This is a genomic window from Aminobacter niigataensis, from assembly GCF_014200015.1.
Taxonomy (GTDB): domain Bacteria; phylum Pseudomonadota; class Alphaproteobacteria; order Rhizobiales; family Rhizobiaceae; genus Aminobacter; species Aminobacter niigataensis.
Window position 1 is genome coordinate 1,870,869 of the sequence record NZ_JACHOT010000001.1, and the last position, 18,203, is coordinate 1,889,071.

An 18,203-nucleotide genomic window follows, 5' to 3' on the forward strand; every position below is an offset into this window, starting at 1 on the left:
ATGCCGATTACGCTGCTTGACGGAATTCTGGTCGGCTTCACATTGGTTTCGGCGATGCTCGCCATGGTGCGCGGCTTCTCGCGGGAGGTGCTCTCGGTCGCCTCCTGGGCTGCGGCTGCCGCTGCTGCCTTCTTCTTCTACAAGCCGGTCGTCCCCTACGTTCAGCCCTATATCGACAACGAGAAGATCGCGATGGCCGCAGCCGCCGGCATCGTCTTCATCGTCGCGCTGATCGTCGTCACTATCATCACCATGAAGATCGCCGACTTCATCATCGACAGCCGCATCGGCGCGCTCGATCGCACGCTCGGCTTCCTCTACGGTGCGGCACGCGGCATCCTGGTGGTCGCTGTCGGCCTGCTGTTCTTCAACTGGCTGGTCGGCGACAAGTCACCTGCCTGGGTTTCCGAGGCCAAGTCGCGCCCGCTGCTCGAAAGCATCGGCACGACGATCGAAAACATGCTGCCGGAAGATCCCGAGAATTCGATTCTCAAGAAGCTCAATTCGCAGGGCGAGCCCGAGGCCGGCGCGGCCACGCCGCCCGCCGAAGGTGGCGCTGACGAGCCTGCCGGCGCGCCCGCTGCGGAAACGCCGCCCGCCAACAACTGAGCGACTTCGCGATCATCAGGGGACCGATGATCAGCGCGTGACATTGAACGCCGTGCGTCCGAAGGGAGGCACGGCGTTCTGCATTCTGGCTGCGTATCGCTGGTCCGGCAGGCAGCATTCCTCGGCGCGTCGCAGACACTCAGGATCGACGCGCCCCGGTCAGGACGCGTGAACCCTCCCGACGATCACTCCATGGTTTCGAACAACAGCTTGTTCGTGTTCATGACCGACATCTGGACGATGTCGTCTTCCTTGACGCCTCGTGCCTGCAGCTCCGTGAAGAATTCGCGCAGGGCATCGCCGACGCCTGCCGAGAACACCTGCCCGACGTCCGACGACAGGATTACGCCCTGCGAGCCGACCGCCTCGATGACTTCGATGTACTGCTCGTAGCTCAGGTCATCCATGGCGAGATTGACGAAGGCCAGTTCGCTATAGGCACCGTACTGCTCCCACATGCGCCGCATCGTCTCGGGATCGAGCTCGGTGGTCTGAAACAGCGGATGCGTCATGATGATCCGGCGGATGCCCATCTCATGCGCGATCCTGACGACCGTCAGGGTCTCGTTGCGGTCGAAATGCCCTGTCGCTAGGATGAGGTCGTTGTCGGCGATCACCTGCAGCGCGCGCCGCAGCGCGGCCATCTTGTCGTCATTGCCTTCGTCCAGCGTATAGCCGGTACCCTCGGCATAATACCTCGTGTACTGCCCCTTGATGCCCCAGGCCTCGGACAGGTCGCGGCGATTGTACTTCTTCAGATGCGCCTCGCAGCACATCGTCGGCATCCAGACCACGAAGCGGTCGGAATCCGGATCCGCCGCCGTCACGTCGCGCTTCCAGCCGGAGAGTGCCGACCGCACGCCATGGTCGTCGACGCCGCCGCAGCCGAAGTTCAGGGCGACGGAACCAACCAGCGCCACCTTGTCGTCGGGCCGGCGCAACTGGCTGACCTGTCCGGTGGTCGGCTGGAAGTGATTCTTCATCACCACGCCAAAGCCTTCGCTCCGCGCCTCGGCCGCGAGCGTTTCAGCGCTATATTTCCGGCGCAAAAATTCCGGTCCGATATGCACATGCATATCGATCACGCGCTTGTCGCCAACGTGCGGTAGTGCCTTCATTACCCAACTCCATTCCCAGTCACGGCAGTAAATTATGTATATACATAATTACTATTCTATACGCATGGAAGCTTGTCAACATGCCTCCGCGAGCCTCCGACACCATTGTCGCGGCGACCTCTGCTCGGCGCCATGCGCTGTAGCCAAGTTCTTCGCTTGCGAGTCAAGCCGGCAGCATGCATGAGCACTTGGCTCAGCTTGCGCAACTTCAATTATGTATATACTTATTCCCGCGGCTTGAAGCCGCGCTTCCTGGTGTCGCGTGGGCCGAGCGCATTTTTTGGGAAGGAAAGCATGTCAATTAAGTCTTCTACGGCGCAATCGCCGACCCTCGCGGACGACAAGGACGCGCCCGTCAACAGCTATGCGCGCAAGGCGCTGCTCGCATCCAATCTCGGATACGCGATGGATGGTTTCGACCTGATGATCCTGAGCTTCATGCTGCCGGCGGTTACGGTCGGCCTGGCCCTTTCGAGTTCGGAGGCGGGCTCGCTCATTACCTGGACCCTCATCGGGGCCGTGATCGGCGGCCTGATCGTTGGGGCACTCAGCGACCGTTTCGGCCGCATCCGCGTCCTGTCGTGGACCATCCTTTTGTTTGGTGTGTTCACCGGTCTTTGTGCCATCGCCCAGGGTTACTGGGATCTGCTGATCTACCGCACCATCGCCGGCATCGGCCTGGGCGGCGAGTTCGGCATCGGCATGGCGCTGGTGGCAGAGGCCTGGCCGGCGCATAAGCGGGCGCGCGCCTCGTCCTACGTCGCCCTGGGTTGGCAGGCCGGCGTGCTCGCCGCGGCGCTGCTCACCCCGCTGCTGCTGCCCCTGATCGGCTGGCGCGGCATGTTCGTCATCGGCCTGATCCCGGCTGTTGTGGCCTTTGCCCTGCGCAAGTACCTGCATGAGCCTGAAATGTTCGTGGCGGCGGCCAAGAAGGACGCCGGCAAGCGCGTCAATCCCTTCCGCCACCTGGTTGCAGACCGCGAAACGATCCGGTCGACGATCGGCATCGGCATCATGACGTCGGCGCAGAACTTCGGCTACTACGGCACGATGATCTGGCTGCCGGCCTACCTGTCGACGCAGATGGGCTTCACGCTCACCAAGTCGGCGATGTGGACGTCGGTCACCGTGCTCGGCGGGGCGGTCGGCATGTGGATCTTCGGGCATTTGGCGGACCGCTTCGGCCGCAAGCCGCTGTTCATCGCCTTCCAGATCGGCGCCATGGCGATGGCATTCGTCTATCCGCAGATCAAGGACCCCACGGCGCTGCTCATTGCCGGCGCGATCACCGGCGTCTTCCTGAGCGGCATGATCGGCGGCTATGGCGCCCTGATCTCCGAAAGCTACCCGACGCAGGCCCGCGCGACGGCACAGAACGTGCTCTTCAACGTCGGCCGCGGCGTCGGCGGCTTCGGCCCGCTGGTCATCGGCTGGCTGGCAACGCAATATTCGCTGTCCGCCGGATTGTCGTTCCTGGTCTTTCTCTGGGCAATCGACATTCTCGCCACGGTCTTCCTGATCAAGGAACGCAAGGGCGTCGAACTGGCCTAGGGCCAAGTTGCCTGCGCAGGATTACCTCCTGCGCAGGCCACCTGCGACAAGGCCTGCTAAAATTGGTGATGGTATTGCAGGTCGGCATGCCCTATATGACGGCTTTCCGACACGAGACCGTGACCCGATGGTTGACGCAGACACACCTCTCTCCGCCGAGGCCGATGATCATTTCCACGATGAATGCGGCGTGTTCGGCATCTTTGGCCGGCAGGACGCAGCAGCCATCGTCACGCTGGGCCTGCATGCGCTCCAGCATCGCGGCCAGGAGGCCGCCGGCATCGTCTCCTACGACGGCAGCCAGTTCCACGTCGAACGCCATGTCGGCCTGATCGGCGACACCTTCACCAAGCAGCGCGTCATCGACAGCCTCAAGGGCAATCGCGCCATCGGCCATACGCGCTACGCCACCACTGGCGGCGCGGGTATCCGCAACATCCAGCCCTTCTTCGCCGAACTCGCCGATGGCGGCTTTGCTGTTGCGCATAACGGCAACCTGACCAACGCCATGACGGTGCAGCGCGCCTTGCAGAAGCAGGGCTCGATCTTCTCGTCGACCTCCGACACCGAAACCATCCTGCACCTGGTCGCGACGTCCAAGGAACGCGATCTCAATGCGCGCTTCATCGATGCGGTGCGCCAGGTCGAAGGCGCGTTCTCGCTGGTGGCACTGTCGTCGAAGAAGATGATCGGCTGCCGCGATCCGCTCGGCATTCGCCCACTGGTCCTCGGCGACCTCGACGGTGCCTGGATCCTCGCTTCCGAAACCTGCGCGCTCGACATCATCGGCGCGCGTTTCGTGCGCGATCTCAAGCCCGGCGAGATGGTGATCGTCACCTCCAAGGGCATCGAGAGCATCTTCCCGTTCGAGCCGCAGAAGCCGCGCTTCTGCATCTTCGAATATGTCTATTTCGCCCGCCCCGACTCCTCGGTCGAGGGCCGCAACGTCTATGACGTGCGCAAGCGCATCGGCGCCGAACTCGCCATCGAGAGCCCGGTCGAAGCCGACATCGTCGTGCCCGTGCCCGATTCCGGCACGCCGGCGGCCATCGGCTTCTCGCAGCAGGCAGGCATCCCCTTCGAGCTTGGCATCATCCGCAACCACTATGTCGGCCGTACCTTCATTTCGCCCGGCGACTCGATCCGCCATATGGGCGTCAAACTCAAGCACAACGCCAACCGCCGGATGATCGAAGGCAAGCGCGTGGTGCTGGTCGACGATTCCATCGTCCGCGGCACCACCAGCCAGAAGATCGTGCAGATGGTGCGTGACGCCGGTGCCCGCGAAGTGCACATGCGCATCGCCTCGCCGCCCACCCGCGCCTCCTGCTTCTACGGCGTCGACACGCCGGAGAAGTCCAAGCTTTTGGCCTCGCGCATGACGATCGAGGAAATGGCCGAGTTCATTCGCGTCGATTCGCTCGGCTTCCTGTCGATGGACGGTCTCTACCGCGCCGTCGGCGAGACCAGCCGCGACAACGAACAGCCGCAGTTCTGCGATGCCTGCTTCTCGGGGCAGTACCCGACACGCCTCGCCGATCTCGAAGGCTCGGACAATGTCCGCACCTTGTCGCTGCTGGCGACGGGCGGAGTCTAGCGCCTTCTGACGCTGCCTGGCTTTCGCGTCAATTCGCGGAAGCCGCCTCGTTCTTCCAGATAAGGCCTTGCCGCAGTGCCAGCTTTTCGCCTGGCCCGTGCACGGCTGCGAACAGCAGTCCCGCGAGGAAGGTGAAGTGGTCGACGAAGAAGCCGAACTCGGCCTGGTTTCCCTGCCAGAGCGAGGGGCCGTGGAAGGCGAAGGCCAGGAAGATCACGTAGACCCCCGCGAGCAAGGCCGCTTCCGAAAAGAAGGCGCCCGTCAGGAAGGCCAGTACCAGAGCAACTTCGAATATGGCCGCTAGCCACGCGAGGAGCAGCGGGAAGGGAAAGCCGGCCGCCGCGACATAGGCCGCAGTTTGTTCCATTCCGGCGAACTTGAAGACAGCCGCCATGGCGAAAGCGCCGGCAAAGATCAGTCTGGCGACAAGGATTGCTACAGTTCTGCTCATGGCTCGTACCTCCGGTATCATCGTTCTCAACCCAGGACGCCTGACGCCAGGCTTTTCCGACATTGCCGGCGCGAATTTCGTAGCTTGCGACACATAGTCGGCCCTCATTGTGGCCTGTGGGGTTTTGTTCGCGGCGAAATCGTCCTATCAGGCAGCGGATCGACAAGTTCGAATTGGGTGCCCTCATGACCACCATTCCCGACCTCTCCGGCCGCATCGCCCTTGTCACCGGCGCCTCGCGCGGCATCGGCTACAACACAGCCAAGCAGCTGGCCGCAGCCGGCGCCCATGTCATTGCGGTTGCGCGCACGGTCGGTGGCCTCGAAGAACTCGACGACGAAATCAAGGCGGCCGGCGGCCAGGCGACACTGGTCCCGCTCGACCTGACCGACATGGCCGGCATCGACCGGCTCGGCGGCTCGATCCACGAACGCTGGGGCAAGCTCGACATCCTGGTGGCGAACGCCGCCGTTCTCGGCGTCATCGCCCCGATCGGCCACGTCGAAGCCAAGGTCTTCGACAAGGTGATGGCGGTCAACGTGACGGGCACCTGGCGGCTGATCCGCTCGGTCGATCCGCTGCTGCGCCTCTCCGACGCCGGCCGCGCCGTCGTCGTCACCTCCAACGCCGCGCATTCCGCACGCGCCTTCTGGGCGCCCTACGCCGCCTCCAAGGCTGCGGCCGAGACGCTGATGCGCTCGTGGGCCGACGAGACCCGCAACCTGAAGCTGCGCGTCAACGCCTTCGACCCGGGTCGCACCCGCACGGCGATGCGCGCCCAGGCAGTGCCGGGCGAAAACCCTGAAACGCTGCCGCACCCCTCCGAGGTCGCAGCCCACATCCTGCCGATGGTCGACCCTGCCCTCACCCAGACCGGCCTGATCTACCAGGCCGGCGAACAGCGCTGGGTCTCCTACCAGCAGCCAGCCTGAACATCTTCTGCCGACCGGCCCGGCACTTGCCGCTTCGGGGCCTGCCTGCCCCGACAAAGCAACGATACCACCGCTGCCGCGTTGACCATCGCGATCCGATTAATGTGGGGACATCGACCGCATGACCACAGACCAGATGATGTCCCTCGCCGTCATCGTGCTGATGATGGCGGCGTTCATCTGGGGTCGGTTCCGTTACGATCTGGTCGCCTGCGGCGCCCTGATCGTCGCCGTTGCGGCCAGCATCGTTCCGCAGGCCAAGGCATTCAGCGGCTTTGGCGACGACATCGTCATCATCGTCGGCTCGGCGCTCCTGGTCAGTGCCGGCGTCGCCCGCTCGGGCATCATGGAATATGCCATCCAGCGCTTCGCTCCCGATGTCTCCAGCGTCAGGGCGCAACTGGCGTTGCTGGTCATCGTCGTCACGGTGCTGTCCGCCTTCGTAAAGAACATCGGCGCGCTGGCGATCATGATCCCCATCGCCTTCCAGTTCGCTCGCCGCTCCAATGTCTCGCCCTCGGTGTTCCTGATGCCGATGGCGTTCGGCTCGCTGCTCGGCGGCCTGATGACGCTGATCGGCACCTCGCCCAACATCGTCGTATCGCGCGTGCGCCAGGAGATGACCGGCGAGGCCTTTTCGATGTTCGACTTCACCCCGGTGGGTGCGGCCCTTGCCGCCGCCGGCATCGTCTTCCTGGTGCTGTTCTACTGGCTGCTGCCCAGCCGTACGCGCGCCTCGGCCTCCATCCACGAGGCCATCGACATCAACAACTACGTCACCGAAGCCCGGATCGTTGCCGACTCCGCCGTCGCCGGCAAATCGCTGGGCGATCTGCTGAAGCTCGGTGGCAGCCGCGCTGTCGTCACCTCGATCCTGCGGTCGCGCGCGCTGCACGTCACGCCGTTTCCCGATGTGATCCTGCGCGAAGGCGACATCCTCCTGATCGAGGGCGCCCCCGACGTGCTGGACCGCATGGTGGCGCAGGCCAAGCTCAGCGTCACCGGCAGCCGCGATTCCGCCGGCGGCAAGCATGCCGCCGCGGCCGTCGAAGCAGTCATCGGCGAGAATTCGAGCCTGATCGGCGGGTCGGCCCAAAGGCTGGCGCTCTACGACCGTTTCAACGTCAACCTGCTGGCCGTCAGCCGCAAGGGCGAGCGCATCCAGGAGCGGCTGGGTGCAGTCACGCTGCGCATGGGCGACGTGGTGGTTCTCCAGGGCAATCCGCAGACCCTGCCGGAGATCCTGCGCGAACTCGGCTGCCTGCCGCTGGCGGAGCGGTCGATCCTCCTCGGCAGCGTCCGCCGCGGCATCGTTCCGCTGGCAATCCTGATCGCAGCGATGGCGGCGACCGCCCTGGGCCTGCTGCCTGTCCCGCTGGCTTTCTTCTCGGCTGCCGTCGCCATGGTCCTGTTCCGTGTCATCCCGCTGCGCGAGGTCTATGGCGCAATCGACGGGCCGATCCTGGTCATGCTGGCAGCCCTCATTCCCGTCAGCGATTCCTTGCGGCGGACGGGCGCCACCGACGTCATTTCGGCCTGGCTTGCCGAGTTCGCCGCCGGGTTGCCGGCTGCAGGGGCACTGACCCTCATCATGGTGGTGGCCATGGCGGTCACGCCGTTCCTCAACAATGCCGCGACCGTGCTTGTCGTCGCCCCCATTGCCGCGGGCTTCGCCAGTTCGCTCGGTTACCAGCCGGAAGCATTCCTGATGGCAGTCGCCATCGGCGCGGGCTGCGACTTCCTCACACCGATCGGCCATCAGTGCAACACGCTGGTGATGGGACCGGGCGGCTACAAATTCTCCGACTATCCTCGCCTCGGGCTGCCACTGTCATTGCTGGTCATCCTGGTAGCGGTGCCGATGCTGATCCTCGTCTGGCCGATGTAGGCGACACGCAAGCGTGATTGGCCGTTGATTTCGCCCCGCCCTAGCTTTGCGCGTCTATCGGTAAAGTTTGGGAGGAACGATCGATGAAACGCATCCTCATCCTGTCCGCGGCACTGTGCTCCGGCCTTCTCATCGCCAGCGCCCAGGACAACACGATGAGCTTCTTCGTGACCAGCGCCGGCCTCGGCAAGGGCGCAAATCTCGGCGGCCTCGCAGGCGCCGACGCGCATTGCCAAAGCCTCGCCGAAGCTGCCGGCTCGACCGGCAAGACCTGGCATGCCTATCTCTCGACCAGCGACACCGACGCCAAGGATCGCATCGGCAGCGGCCCATGGTCGAATGCCAAGGGCCAGAAGATCGCCGACGATGTCGCCTCGTTGCACAGCGACGCCAACAACATCAACAAGGAAACCGCGCTCGACGAGAAGGGCAACGCCGTCAACGGCCGCGGTGACCAGCCCAACAAGCACGACATCCTGACCGGGTCGATGCCTGACGGCACCAAGGCCGCCGACCAGTCCTGCAACAACTGGACCAGCGACGGCGAAGGCGTCGCCATGATGGGGCATCATGACCGCATGGGGCTCGACGATTCGGCGGCCGCGAAGTCCTGGAATTCCTCGCATGCCTCGCGTGGCGGATGCGGCCAGGAAGCACTGAAGGGCACTGGCGGCGACGGCCTGTTCTACTGCTTCGCCACCAACTGAGCGGCCTGCATCACCCCTAGCGTTCGGCCGATACCGAAAGGTCCGGCCGAACGTTCAAAGTCTGGAAAACGACGCAGTAGCGCTCGGTCAGCTTGATCAGCGCGTCGATCCGGTCCTGCGGCTCGTCCGTATCGAGCTTGAAGGCCAGCCTGATGGCACGAAAGCCAACCGGCGCGTCCTTGGCGACACCGAGCGTGCCGCGAAAGTCGAGATCGCCCTCGGCCGAGACCCTGGCTTCGCCGAGCCTGAACTCCAACGCCGTGGCAACCGCCTTCAAGGTCACTCCGGCACAGGCGACCAGCGCTTCCAGCAGCATATCACCGGAACACAACTCCATGCCGCTGCCACCGGTCGCCGGGTGCAGGCCGGCGGTCACGATCGCCCTGCCCGTATCAACCTTGCAGGCAATCGACTGGTCGTCGACGGCACCGGCGGCCCGCAGCGTGATCAGCCCCCGCCCGGCATCCTCACGATAGGCGTCCTTCAGCGGCGCCTGCAGCGCCTTCAGTCCCGCGGCATCCATGATCTTCTCCCGGCAAACCATGGCGATCCTAGCATAGGCAAGGTGCCTTGGCTCATGACAGCAGGCTGGCAGGAGCGATGCGATAGACTAAGCTTCTCTTGCAGGAGACGGCATGGCCACCGACATCATCGACGGCGCATCGGAACACAGGCTCGGCATGTTGCTTGTCACGCTGTCCGCGGCGGTTTTCGGCCTTTCCGGCATCCTAACCAAATCGATCGACGCCGATCCCCTGACCATCACCTCGTGGCGCGGACTGGCCGGCGGGCTGCTGATCACTGCTTATGTCCTCTGGCGCCGACGCGACGGCCATGGCGAAAGCCTCGATCTCGGCTGGCAAGGCTGGATGCTTGCCATAGTGGGGACATTTGCCAGCATCGCCTTCATCGCCGCCTTCAAGAACACCTATGTCGCCAATGTCGTGGTCATCTACGCGACAGTGCCGTTCGTCGTCGCCTTGCTCGCCTGGGTGATCATCGGCGAGGTCTTTCGCCGCCAGACAGCAGTTGCAGCAGCGGTCTGCCTCGTCGGCGTCGCCGTCATGGTCTGGTCCGGGCTTGGCGGCGGCCACGCCTTCGGCGACATGCTGGCGCTGCTGATGACCTTCACATTCGCGCTTTACGCGACCCTCGTCCGCCGCTTTCGCAACGCATCGGTGGTGTGGGCCGGCGCCGTTTCGGCTTTCCTGGGTATCTTTCCGGCCTGGTTCGTCACCGATCCGCTGGCCGTGCCAAGCCAGGACATAGCTGTGCTCGCCATTTTCGGCCTTACCTTCGCCCTCGCGGTGGTGCTGTGGACCGAAGGCGCGCGCCGCATTCCGGCTGCCGAAGCAGGGCTGCTCGGCACCGCCGAAGTGCCGTTCGGCATCTTCTTCGCCTGGCTGTTCCTGGCCGAGTTGCCGCCGGTCGCTAGCCTCGCCGGCGGTGCCATCGTGCTGGCGGCCGTCTTCTGGCACGCCTGGCGTGACTGGGCCGGCAGCCGGGCTGTAGCCACCGCGCTGGCCAACGGCGAAAAAGAATCGCAAAAAACCTGAACGGGGCGGAACCAAATCGCGGGGTCGGCGTTATTGGCCTCAGGACGGGTTGCCCCATCCCCCCATCCCCTCCACCCGTCCCTTTGCTTTAAGCCGGTCGCAAGACCGGCTTTTTCCTGTCCTGAACCCCAGGGGATGGCGGGAACGATGCGCATTGACGTGGCGTCGGCATCGTCTAGTTTCAGTGCGCGCGGTTGGGGGGTCGCGCGCATTGGGAGGTGCGGCATGGTCCTGGCCAGTGCGATTCTGCTCGGTCTTGTCGCGGCATGGATGCTTGCCGCAGGCTACCTGACGTATACGCTCGGCATCCGCTTCCGCCAGGCGCTGCTCTATCTACCGCTCAAGCTGGTGTGGCGCGTCCACGACAAGGCCATGCGCCAGGCGCGGGATTCAGAGACGCCGGTCATCTATGTCGTGTCGCATCAGTCCCGACTCGAACCGGCGCTGATGCTGTCCCTGCTGCCGGAGCAGACGCTGCACATCCTCGACGATGCTTCCGCCCGCGCCTTCTGGCTCGAGCCGTGGCGCGAGCTCGGCCGCACCATCGCCTTCAACGCCGAACATGTCTTCGTCAGCCGTCGCCTGGTGCGCGTACTGCGCGGCAAGGGCCGCCTCGCCGTCTACCTGCCCGACACCGTCGAGCCAGACGTCAAGTCGTTCCGCCTGTTCCGCGCCGTCGCCCGCATCGCCATGCAGGCCGACGCCCGGATCGTGCCGATCTTCGTCAGCGGCGCGCGCCACCTGCCGTTTTCGCTGACACCGGCCGAACGCGCGCCACGCGCCTGGTTCCCACGCCTCCGGATCGCAGCGCTTGCGCCCATGACCATGGCCGAACTGCTCCAGCGCGCCGGTTACTCGCAGACCACCACCGCCAATGCCCTGTTCGACCGTTTTGCCGAAGCGCGGCTCGCCGGCACCGATCTCGACCGGGGCTTGTTCCACGCAGTGTGCGATGCCGCCGGCCGCTACGGCGCCTCGCGCCAGATCGTTGAGGACGTCGTCAGCGGCGCGCTCAGCTACCGCAAGCTCCTGACCGGGGCGCGCGTGCTGGGCAAACGCCTCGAGGGCCTGACCAGCCCGGGCGAAGCGGTCGGCATACTGTTGCCCAATGCCAATGGCGTGGTGCTGACCATGCTCGGTCTCATCTCGGCAGGGCGCGTGGCCGCCATGATCAACTATACCGCCGGCGCCACCAATGTCGCCTCGGCGGTGAAGACGGCTGCCATCAAGACAATCGTCTCGTCGCGCGCCTTCATCCAGAAGGCCGACCTCGCCGACATCGTCGCTGCCGCCGAACAGGCCGGCGCGCGGATGATCTGGCTGGAAGAGCTGCGCGACAGCATCACGACCTTCGAAAAGGCCGCCGCGGCCGCGCAATGGCGGCGCCCGCTGCAACCCCAGGTCGCCTCCAGGCCGGCCGTCATCCTGTTTACCTCGGGCTCCGAAGGCATGCCCAAGGCCGTCGTGCTCTCGCACCGCAACCTGGTCGCCAACGCCATGCAGGCCGAGGCCCGCATTGCCATCTCGCCGGCCGACAAGCTGTTCAACGTGCTGCCGGTCTTCCACTCCTTCGGCCTCACCGGCGGCACCATCCTGCCGCTGATCACCGGGGTGCGGCTGTTCCTCTACCCCTCGCCGTTGCACTACAAGCTCATCCCGGACGTCGCGCGCAAGATTCGCCCGACCATCATGTTCGGGACCGACACCTTCCTTGCCGCCTATGCCCGGACTGCCGAGGATGGCGATTTCTCCAGCCTGCGTTTCGTCGTGGCCGGCGCCGAGCCGGTACGGCCGGAAACACGGCGCGTCTGGCGCGAGCGATTCGGCGCCGAGATCATCGAAGGCTTCGGCCTGACCGAGGCAGCGCCGGTGGTGGCCGTCAATACGGCGACCCATGGCCGCGACGGCACGGTGGGACGCCTCTTGCCCGGCATGCGCATGCGGCTCGAAGAGGTCGAAGGCGTCAGCGAAGGCGGGCGGCTCTGGCTCAACGGCCCCAATCTGATGATGGGATACATGACCGCCGACCGGCCCGGCGAGTTGCAGCCGCTCGAAGGCTGGCACGACAGCGGCGACATCGTCTCGGTTGACCGCGAGGGCTTCGTTACCATCCGCGGCCGGGCCAAGCGTTTCGCCAAGATCGCCGGCGAGATGGTCTCGCTCGGCGCCGTCGAGATGCTGGTGCAGGCTCTGTGGCCGGAGGAACGCCACGCTGCCGTTGCCGTTCCCGACAAGCGCAAGGGCGAGCGCATCGTGCTCGTCACCACCGCCGGCAATGCCGATCCCGAAACCTTGCGCCTTTACGGCAAGCAAGCCGGGGCCGCCGACCTGATGGTCCCGCACGACATCATCAAGGTGCGCGAAATCCCGGTGCTCGGCTCCGGCAAGACCGACTATGTCGCCGCGCGCCACATGGCCATCGAGCGACTGGGGCTGGCAGCCTAGTTTGCCGGCTTGGTCTGGTCCGAGACGTCGGCTGTCTCAGCCTCGGCTGTGGCAGCCACTGCCTTCTCGCCCTCGATCCTCGCCCGTCGTGCATAGGCACTGGCGCTCAGCGGCAGGAAGATCAGGTAGCCGATCACCGACGCCGTCAGCGTCTGCCAGGGATAGACTGTCAGAAGCAGCACGTAGAATACCGCAACCAGCATGACGGGCAGCAGGTATTCCCTGCGAATGCTCAGCTTCTTGCCGGAATAGACAGGCAACCGGCTGACCAGCAGGAAGGCGACGAGGATGGCGAAGCCGGTGGCGACATAGGCCACCGTGCGCGTGCCCTCGAGGCCGAGGAAGCCGAGATACATCGGCAGCATCAAGGTGATGGCCCCGATCGGCGCCGGCACGCCGACGAAATACTCGGCCTGCCAAGCCGGGCGATCGAGGTCTTCGTCGAGCACGTTGAAACGCGCCAGCCTCAGGCCCATGGCGATGGCGAAAAGCAACGTCGCGATCCAGCCCAGGGATCCGGCCTTGTCGAGCAGGTAGGCATAGAGCACCAATGCCGGAACGACGCCGAAATTGACGATGTCGGCGAGCGAATCCATCTGCGCGCCGAACCTCGAGGTCGCCTTCAGCATGCGCGCCAGACGGCCATCGATGCCGTCGAGGAAGGCTGCCAGCAGCACCATCACTACGGCCGGTTCAAACCGGTCCTGGAAGGCGAGCCGAATGCCGGAAAGCCCAGCGCAGATCGCCAGCACGGTGATGAGGTTGGGCAGCACCATGCGCAGCGGAATTTCGCGGATGCGCGGTCCGCCGCTGCCATGTGGTTCGAAGGGCTTGAACGGCGCCACCATCAGGAGACCCGCACCAGCGGTGCGTGGCTGGCGCCGCCGAATTCGGCGAGGATGGTTTCGCCAGCCACCGCGGTCTGGCCGACGGCGACGCGCGGAACAGCTGCCGCGGGCAGGAACACATCGACGCGCGAGCCGAAGCGGATCAGGCCGAAACGCTCGCCCACCGCGATGTTGCCACCGACATCGGCCCAGCAGACGATGCGCCGCGCCACGAGGCCGGCGATCTGGACTGCGGCGACCTGGCCGTTGGGGCTGTCGATGACGACGCCGTTGCGTTCGTTTTCCTGGCTTGCCTTGTCGAGCTCGGCGTTGAGGAATTTGCCCGGACGGTGCTCGATGCGGACGATCTTGCCGCGCACCGGTGCGCGGTTCACGTGGACGGAGAAGACATTCATGAACACCGAGATGCGCGTCATCTCGGCATTGCCGAGACCGAGTTCGCGCGGCGGCACGGCCGGGCCGACGGCCGAAACCACGCCATCGGCGGGGCTGACCACGAGCTTGTCGTCAACAGGGGTCACGCGCTCGGGGTCGCGGTAGAAATAGGCGCACCAGGCGGTGAGAATCGCCCCGATCCAGAACAGCGACGTCGAGAAGAAGCCCAGCAGGACGGCGACCGCCGCGAATCCGGCAATGAAGGGATACCCCTCGCGATGGACCGGAACGAAGGCGTTGCGGATCGTGTCGGCTATGCTCATGAAAGGGGTGGCCGTTGCTGTTGAAGTCCCGGAGTGCTTACCGGAAAGCTCTGGCCGCCGCAACGCGACATTGCCGGCCGGTGGTCAGGTGACGCCAGGGGCAGCATCGCCTGCTTGATCTCCAGAAGTTTCGTAACTATAAAAGTTACATGAAACACGACAGCCGCCTTTCCGCGACATTGCATGCCCTGCTTCACATGGCAGATCACGGCAAGCCGATGACATCGGACCATCTCGCCTTGTGCCTGCGCACCAATCCGGTGGTCGTGCGCCGGACGATGGCCGGCCTGCGGGAGGCCGGTTTCGTGACGTCGGAGCGGGGCCATGGCGGCGGCTGGACGCTCGTGCGCGACCTCGCCTCGGTCAGCCTGCGCGACATCCACCTGGCATTGGGCGAACCGGTGCTGCTGCCGCTCAGCCCAGCCACCGAAAACCCAGGCTGCCTGGTCGAACAGGCGGTCAATCACGCACTCGACGACACCTTCCGCGAGGCGCAGGCCCTGCTGCTCGAACGGTTCGGGCAGATACGGCTCAGCGATCTCGCCGCCGATTTCAGCCGCCGGATGGCCACGCACAACATGCAAAAGGAAATCACGATGCAGCATGACGCCATCATCGTCGGCGGCAGCTTTGCCGGCCTCGCCGGAGCACTGGTCCTGGCCCGTACCCGCAGGCGGGTGCTGGTGATCGACGCCGGCATGCCGCGCAACCGCTTCGCCGCCCGTTCACACGGCGTGCTCGGGCATGACGGTCGCGCCGGTGGCGAGCTCCTCGCAGAGGCCAGGGCGCAGTTTCTAGCCTATCCATCCGCCTCGCTCGTCTCCGGCGAGGCAGTCGCAGCCGAGACGACGGAAGAAGGCATCGCGGTCAGGCTTGCCGACGGGACGCTGCATCAGGGCCGACGCATGCTCATCGCGACGGGTGTGCGCGACGACCTGCCGGCCATTCCCGGCCTCGCCGAGCGCTGGGGCGAGACGGTGCTGCACTGCCCGTATTGCCACGCCTATGAAATCGGCGGTGGGCCGATCGGCGTGCTCGCCACCACGGCACTTTCCCATCACCAGGCATCGCTTCTGGCCGACTGGGGCGACACGACCTACTTTGCCGACGCGAACTTCCCGCTCGACGAAGCCACCGCCGCGCTGCTGTCCGCCCGCAACGTCCGGATCGAGGACACGCCTTTCACGGCGGTCGAAGGCTCCGCCCCTGGGATCGACGGTGTGCGCCTTGCCGACGGCAGGCTGGTGCCGGTCAAGGCCCTGTTCATCGGAGCGCCCTTGCGCATGGCCAGCCCGCTGGCGCAACAGATCGGCTGCGCGTTCGACGAGACGCGCCTTGGCGTCAAGATCCGCACCGACGGCTTCAAGCAGACGACGGTCCGCAACGTCTTTGCCGCGGGCGATGCCGCCACCGAAATGCACAACATCACGCTTGCTTCGGCGGACGGCGTCTTTGCAGCGCTTGCCATCCACCGGTCGCTGATCGAAGAGGACGCAGCAACGTCGCTGAACGCAACAGCTGCCTGACCGGTATCAGGCGCCGTCGGTGACCTCGGGGGTGCGGCGACGCACGACGACGCCGAGTTCGTCGCCCTCGCGGGCCTGGCGCAGCCGTTCCTCGGCCTCGGTCGCTTCGCGCTGGCGGTCCCACATCGAGGCGTAGAGGCCGCGCTTGCCGAGCAATTCGGCATGGGTGCCGCGCTCGGCTATGCTGCCGTCGGCCAGCACGATGATCTCGTCCGCTGAAATGACCGTCGACAGACGGTGCGCAATGACCAGCGTCGTGCGGCCCTTGCTGACCAGGTCGAGCGCGCTCTGGATTTCCTGCTCGGTCTGGGTGTCCAGCGCTGACGTCGCCTCGTCCAGCATCAGAATCGGCGGCGCCTTGAGGATGGTGCGGGCAATCGCCACGCGCTGCTTTTCGCCGCCCGAGAGCTTCAGGCCGCGCTCGCCGACCATCGCCTTGTAGCCGTCGGGCAGGCGCTGGATGAAACCGGCTATCTGCGCCAGTTCGGCCGCCTTGCGCACATCCTCCTCGTCGGCGTTCACGCGGCCGTAGCGGATATTGTAGGCGATGGTGTCGTTGAACAGCACAGTGTCCTGCGGCACCATGCCGATCGCGCCGCGCAGGCTCTCCTGGCTGACGTCGCGAATGTCCTGGCCGTCGATCAGGATCGCGCCCTGCTGAATGTCGTAGAAGCGGAACAGCAGCCTGGAGATCGTCGACTTGCCGGCGCCCGAAGGGCCGACGATCGCCACCGTCTTGCCGGCCGGAACCTCGAAGCTGACGCCCTTGAGGATCTGCCGGTTGGGATCATAGGCAAAATGCACGTCGCGGAACTCGATCCGGCCGGTTCCGATCCCCAGCGCCCGGGCGCCCGGCTTGTCTACCACCTCCTGCGCGACGTCGAGCAGGTCGAACATCTGCTCGATGTCGGTCAGGCCCTGGCGGATTTCTCGATAGATGAAGCCGATGAAGTTGAGCGGCACCGAAAGCTGCATCAGCATGGCGTTGATGAAGACGAAATCACCCACGGTCTGGGTGCCGGCCATGACCTCCATTGCCGACATGGCCATGACGATGGTCATGCCGATGCCGAAGATGACGCCCTGGCCGAAGTTCAGCCAGCCGAGCGACGTCCAGATGCGGGTTGCCGCCGTTTCGTAGCGCGCCATCGAGCGGTCGAAGCGCTCGGCCTCCATGGCCTCGTTGTTGAAGTACTTCACCGTCTCGAAATTGAGCAGCGAGTCGATCGCCTTGGTGTTGGCGTCGGTGTCGGAATCGTTCATCTCGCGGCGGATGCCGATGCGCCAGTCGCTCGCCCGCACCGTGAACCAGGTGTAGATCCAGACGGTGGCGGCCACGACCGCCACATATTTCCAGCCATAGGCGAAGCCGAAGATGCCGGCCGTCAGCGCGAATTCGAGCACCGTCGGCGCGGTGTTCAGGATGGTGAAACGGACGATCGTCTCGATGCCTTTGGTGCCGCGCTCGATGATGCGCGACAGCCCGCCGGTGCGGCGCTCGAGATGGAAGCGCAGCGACAGCTGGTGCATGTGCACGAAGGTGCGGTGCGCTAGCTGCCGCACCGCATATTGCCCGACGCGGGCAAACAGTGCGTCGCGCAGCTGATTGAAGCCGAGTTGGACGATGCGGACGACATTGAAGGCAACCACCAGCATCACCGGTGCCACCAGGAACGCCGGCAGCGGCAACGGCGAGCGCTGGTCGCCGGCCAGCGCATCGGTCGCCCATTTGAAGAAATAGGGCCCTGCCACCAGCGTCAGCTTGGCAACGACCAGAAACACGGTCGCCCAGACGACACGCGCCCTGAGATCGGGCCGGTCCTCCGGCCACATATAGGGCCAAAGGTTCCTGATCGTGCTGAAAGTCGAGCCGCGTTCGGCGGAGACGGTCTTGTTAGCCACTGTTCTTGCCTTGATTAGATGTCCGCGCCTTCACCGGCGCAGCAGGATTCGACGAGCGCCGAGACGGATGCGGAAACGGCGGCCAGGGCCGCCTGGTCGATCTGATAGCGCGAGCGTTGGCGCTCCGGCGCATAGCGGACCAGTCCCGCCTCGACGAGGATTTTCAGGTGTTGCGAAACCGTCGATTGCGCAAGGTCGAGATGCTCGACCACTTCCTTGCAGCAGCACGACCTGCCGCCGCCCAGCCGCTGCAGGATTTCAAGCCGTGCCGGATGCGAGAGGGCGGCAAGCTTGTGCGCCACATCCTCGACGGATGGTGCGCGGCAGTTCTGCCTGGCGGAGAATGATTTCATCGTTCATCGACGATAGACGATG

At 65.0% G+C, this 18,203-nt stretch carries 16 protein-coding genes; 9 read left to right on the top strand and 7 right to left on the bottom strand.

Going from position 1 to position 18,203, the window contains the following annotated elements; genetic code table 11:
• Entirely contained in the window at positions 1 to 609 is a 609-nt protein-coding gene (locus GGQ99_RS09335) for a CvpA family protein (protein ID WP_108608713.1), read from the top strand.
• A gap of 185 nt (positions 610 to 794) precedes the next feature.
• On the opposite strand, the gene GGQ99_RS09340 is transcribed toward GGQ99_RS09335, so the two are convergent.
• Complete coding sequence (locus GGQ99_RS09340; RefSeq protein WP_108608714.1) at positions 795 to 1,727, bottom strand: DUF6282 family protein; 933 nt, start codon at positions 1,725 to 1,727, stop codon at positions 795 to 797.
• A gap of 294 nt (positions 1,728 to 2,021) precedes the next feature.
• Between GGQ99_RS09340 and GGQ99_RS09345 the strand changes: the two genes are divergently transcribed.
• Together GGQ99_RS09345 and purF are read left to right on the top strand one after the other, a co-directional pair.
• Entirely contained in the window at positions 2,022 to 3,278 is a 1,257-nt protein-coding gene (locus tag GGQ99_RS09345) for an MFS transporter (RefSeq protein ID WP_183262196.1), read from the top strand.
• A gap of 127 nt (positions 3,279 to 3,405) precedes the next feature.
• Positions 3,406 to 4,875, top strand: coding sequence for an amidophosphoribosyltransferase (purF, locus tag GGQ99_RS09350; RefSeq protein ID WP_183262198.1), 1,470 nt, complete (start codon positions 3,406 to 3,408; stop codon positions 4,873 to 4,875).
• 28 nt (positions 4,876 to 4,903) lie between these two features.
• Here purF and GGQ99_RS09355 read toward each other — a convergent pair whose 3' ends face one another.
• Entirely contained in the window at positions 4,904 to 5,326 is a 423-nt protein-coding gene (locus GGQ99_RS09355; protein ID WP_183262200.1) for a DoxX family protein, read from the bottom strand.
• A gap of 185 nt (positions 5,327 to 5,511) precedes the next feature.
• On the opposite strand from GGQ99_RS09355, the gene GGQ99_RS09360 reads away from it, so the two are divergent.
• The 3 genes from GGQ99_RS09360 to GGQ99_RS09370 all read left to right on the top strand — a co-directional run bounded on the left by GGQ99_RS09360 (position 5,512) and on the right by GGQ99_RS09370 (position 8,853).
• The gene (locus GGQ99_RS09360; protein ID WP_183262202.1) at positions 5,512 to 6,258 is read left to right on the top strand and encodes an SDR family NAD(P)-dependent oxidoreductase; all 747 of its coding nucleotides are present in this window, start codon (positions 5,512 to 5,514) and stop codon (positions 6,256 to 6,258) included.
• A gap of 121 nt (positions 6,259 to 6,379) precedes the next feature.
• Positions 6,380 to 8,146 (top strand): SLC13 family permease, encoded by a 1,767-nt coding sequence (locus tag GGQ99_RS09365; protein WP_108608716.1) that lies wholly within the window; start codon positions 6,380 to 6,382, stop codon positions 8,144 to 8,146.
• A gap of 83 nt (positions 8,147 to 8,229) precedes the next feature.
• On the top strand, positions 8,230 to 8,853 hold the full coding sequence (locus tag GGQ99_RS09370; RefSeq protein WP_183262203.1) for a hypothetical protein: 624 nt from the start codon (positions 8,230 to 8,232) through the stop codon (positions 8,851 to 8,853).
• 16 nt (positions 8,854 to 8,869) lie between these two features.
• On the opposite strand, the gene GGQ99_RS09375 is transcribed toward GGQ99_RS09370, so the two are convergent.
• Complete coding sequence (locus tag GGQ99_RS09375; RefSeq protein ID WP_108609968.1) at positions 8,870 to 9,376, bottom strand: OsmC family protein; 507 nt, start codon at positions 9,374 to 9,376, stop codon at positions 8,870 to 8,872.
• Positions 9,377 to 9,488: 112 nt separating this feature from the next.
• On the opposite strand from GGQ99_RS09375, the gene GGQ99_RS09380 reads away from it, so the two are divergent.
• Both GGQ99_RS09380 and GGQ99_RS09385 read left to right on the top strand, forming a co-directional pair.
• The gene (locus GGQ99_RS09380; RefSeq protein ID WP_183262206.1) at positions 9,489 to 10,409 is read left to right on the top strand and encodes a DMT family transporter; all 921 of its coding nucleotides are present in this window, start codon (positions 9,489 to 9,491) and stop codon (positions 10,407 to 10,409) included.
• Between the two features lie 225 nt (positions 10,410 to 10,634).
• Positions 10,635 to 12,854 carry an AMP-binding protein gene (locus GGQ99_RS09385; protein ID WP_183262208.1) on the top strand — a complete coding sequence of 740 codons (2,220 nt, stop codon included), beginning with the start codon at positions 10,635 to 10,637 and terminating at the stop codon, positions 12,852 to 12,854.
• Here the strand turns inward: GGQ99_RS09385 and GGQ99_RS09390 are convergent.
• On the bottom strand, positions 12,851 to 13,702 hold the full coding sequence (locus GGQ99_RS09390) for a CDP-alcohol phosphatidyltransferase family protein (RefSeq protein WP_183262210.1): 852 nt from the start codon (positions 13,700 to 13,702) through the stop codon (positions 12,851 to 12,853). The genes GGQ99_RS09385 and GGQ99_RS09390 overlap by 4 nt on opposite strands.
• The gene (locus GGQ99_RS09395; RefSeq protein ID WP_108608721.1) at positions 13,702 to 14,400 is read right to left on the bottom strand and encodes a phosphatidylserine decarboxylase; all 699 of its coding nucleotides are present in this window, start codon (positions 14,398 to 14,400) and stop codon (positions 13,702 to 13,704) included. Before GGQ99_RS09395 ends, GGQ99_RS09390 begins: the two co-directional genes overlap by 1 nt.
• 149 nt (positions 14,401 to 14,549) lie before the next feature.
• Between GGQ99_RS09395 and GGQ99_RS09400 the strand changes: the two genes are divergently transcribed.
• Positions 14,550 to 15,926 carry an Rrf2 family transcriptional regulator gene (locus GGQ99_RS09400; protein ID WP_183262212.1) on the top strand — a complete coding sequence of 459 codons (1,377 nt, stop codon included), beginning with the start codon at positions 14,550 to 14,552 and terminating at the stop codon, positions 15,924 to 15,926.
• 6 nt (positions 15,927 to 15,932) lie between these two features.
• Here GGQ99_RS09400 and GGQ99_RS09405 read toward each other — a convergent pair whose 3' ends face one another.
• Both GGQ99_RS09405 and GGQ99_RS09410 read right to left on the bottom strand, forming a co-directional pair.
• The gene (locus GGQ99_RS09405; protein WP_183262215.1) at positions 15,933 to 17,828 is read right to left on the bottom strand and encodes an ATP-binding cassette domain-containing protein; all 1,896 of its coding nucleotides are present in this window, start codon (positions 17,826 to 17,828) and stop codon (positions 15,933 to 15,935) included.
• 14 nt (positions 17,829 to 17,842) lie between these two features.
• Positions 17,843 to 18,181, bottom strand: coding sequence for an ArsR/SmtB family transcription factor (locus GGQ99_RS09410; protein ID WP_183262217.1), 339 nt, complete (start codon positions 18,179 to 18,181; stop codon positions 17,843 to 17,845).
• Positions 18,182 to 18,203 lie beyond the last annotated feature (22 nt).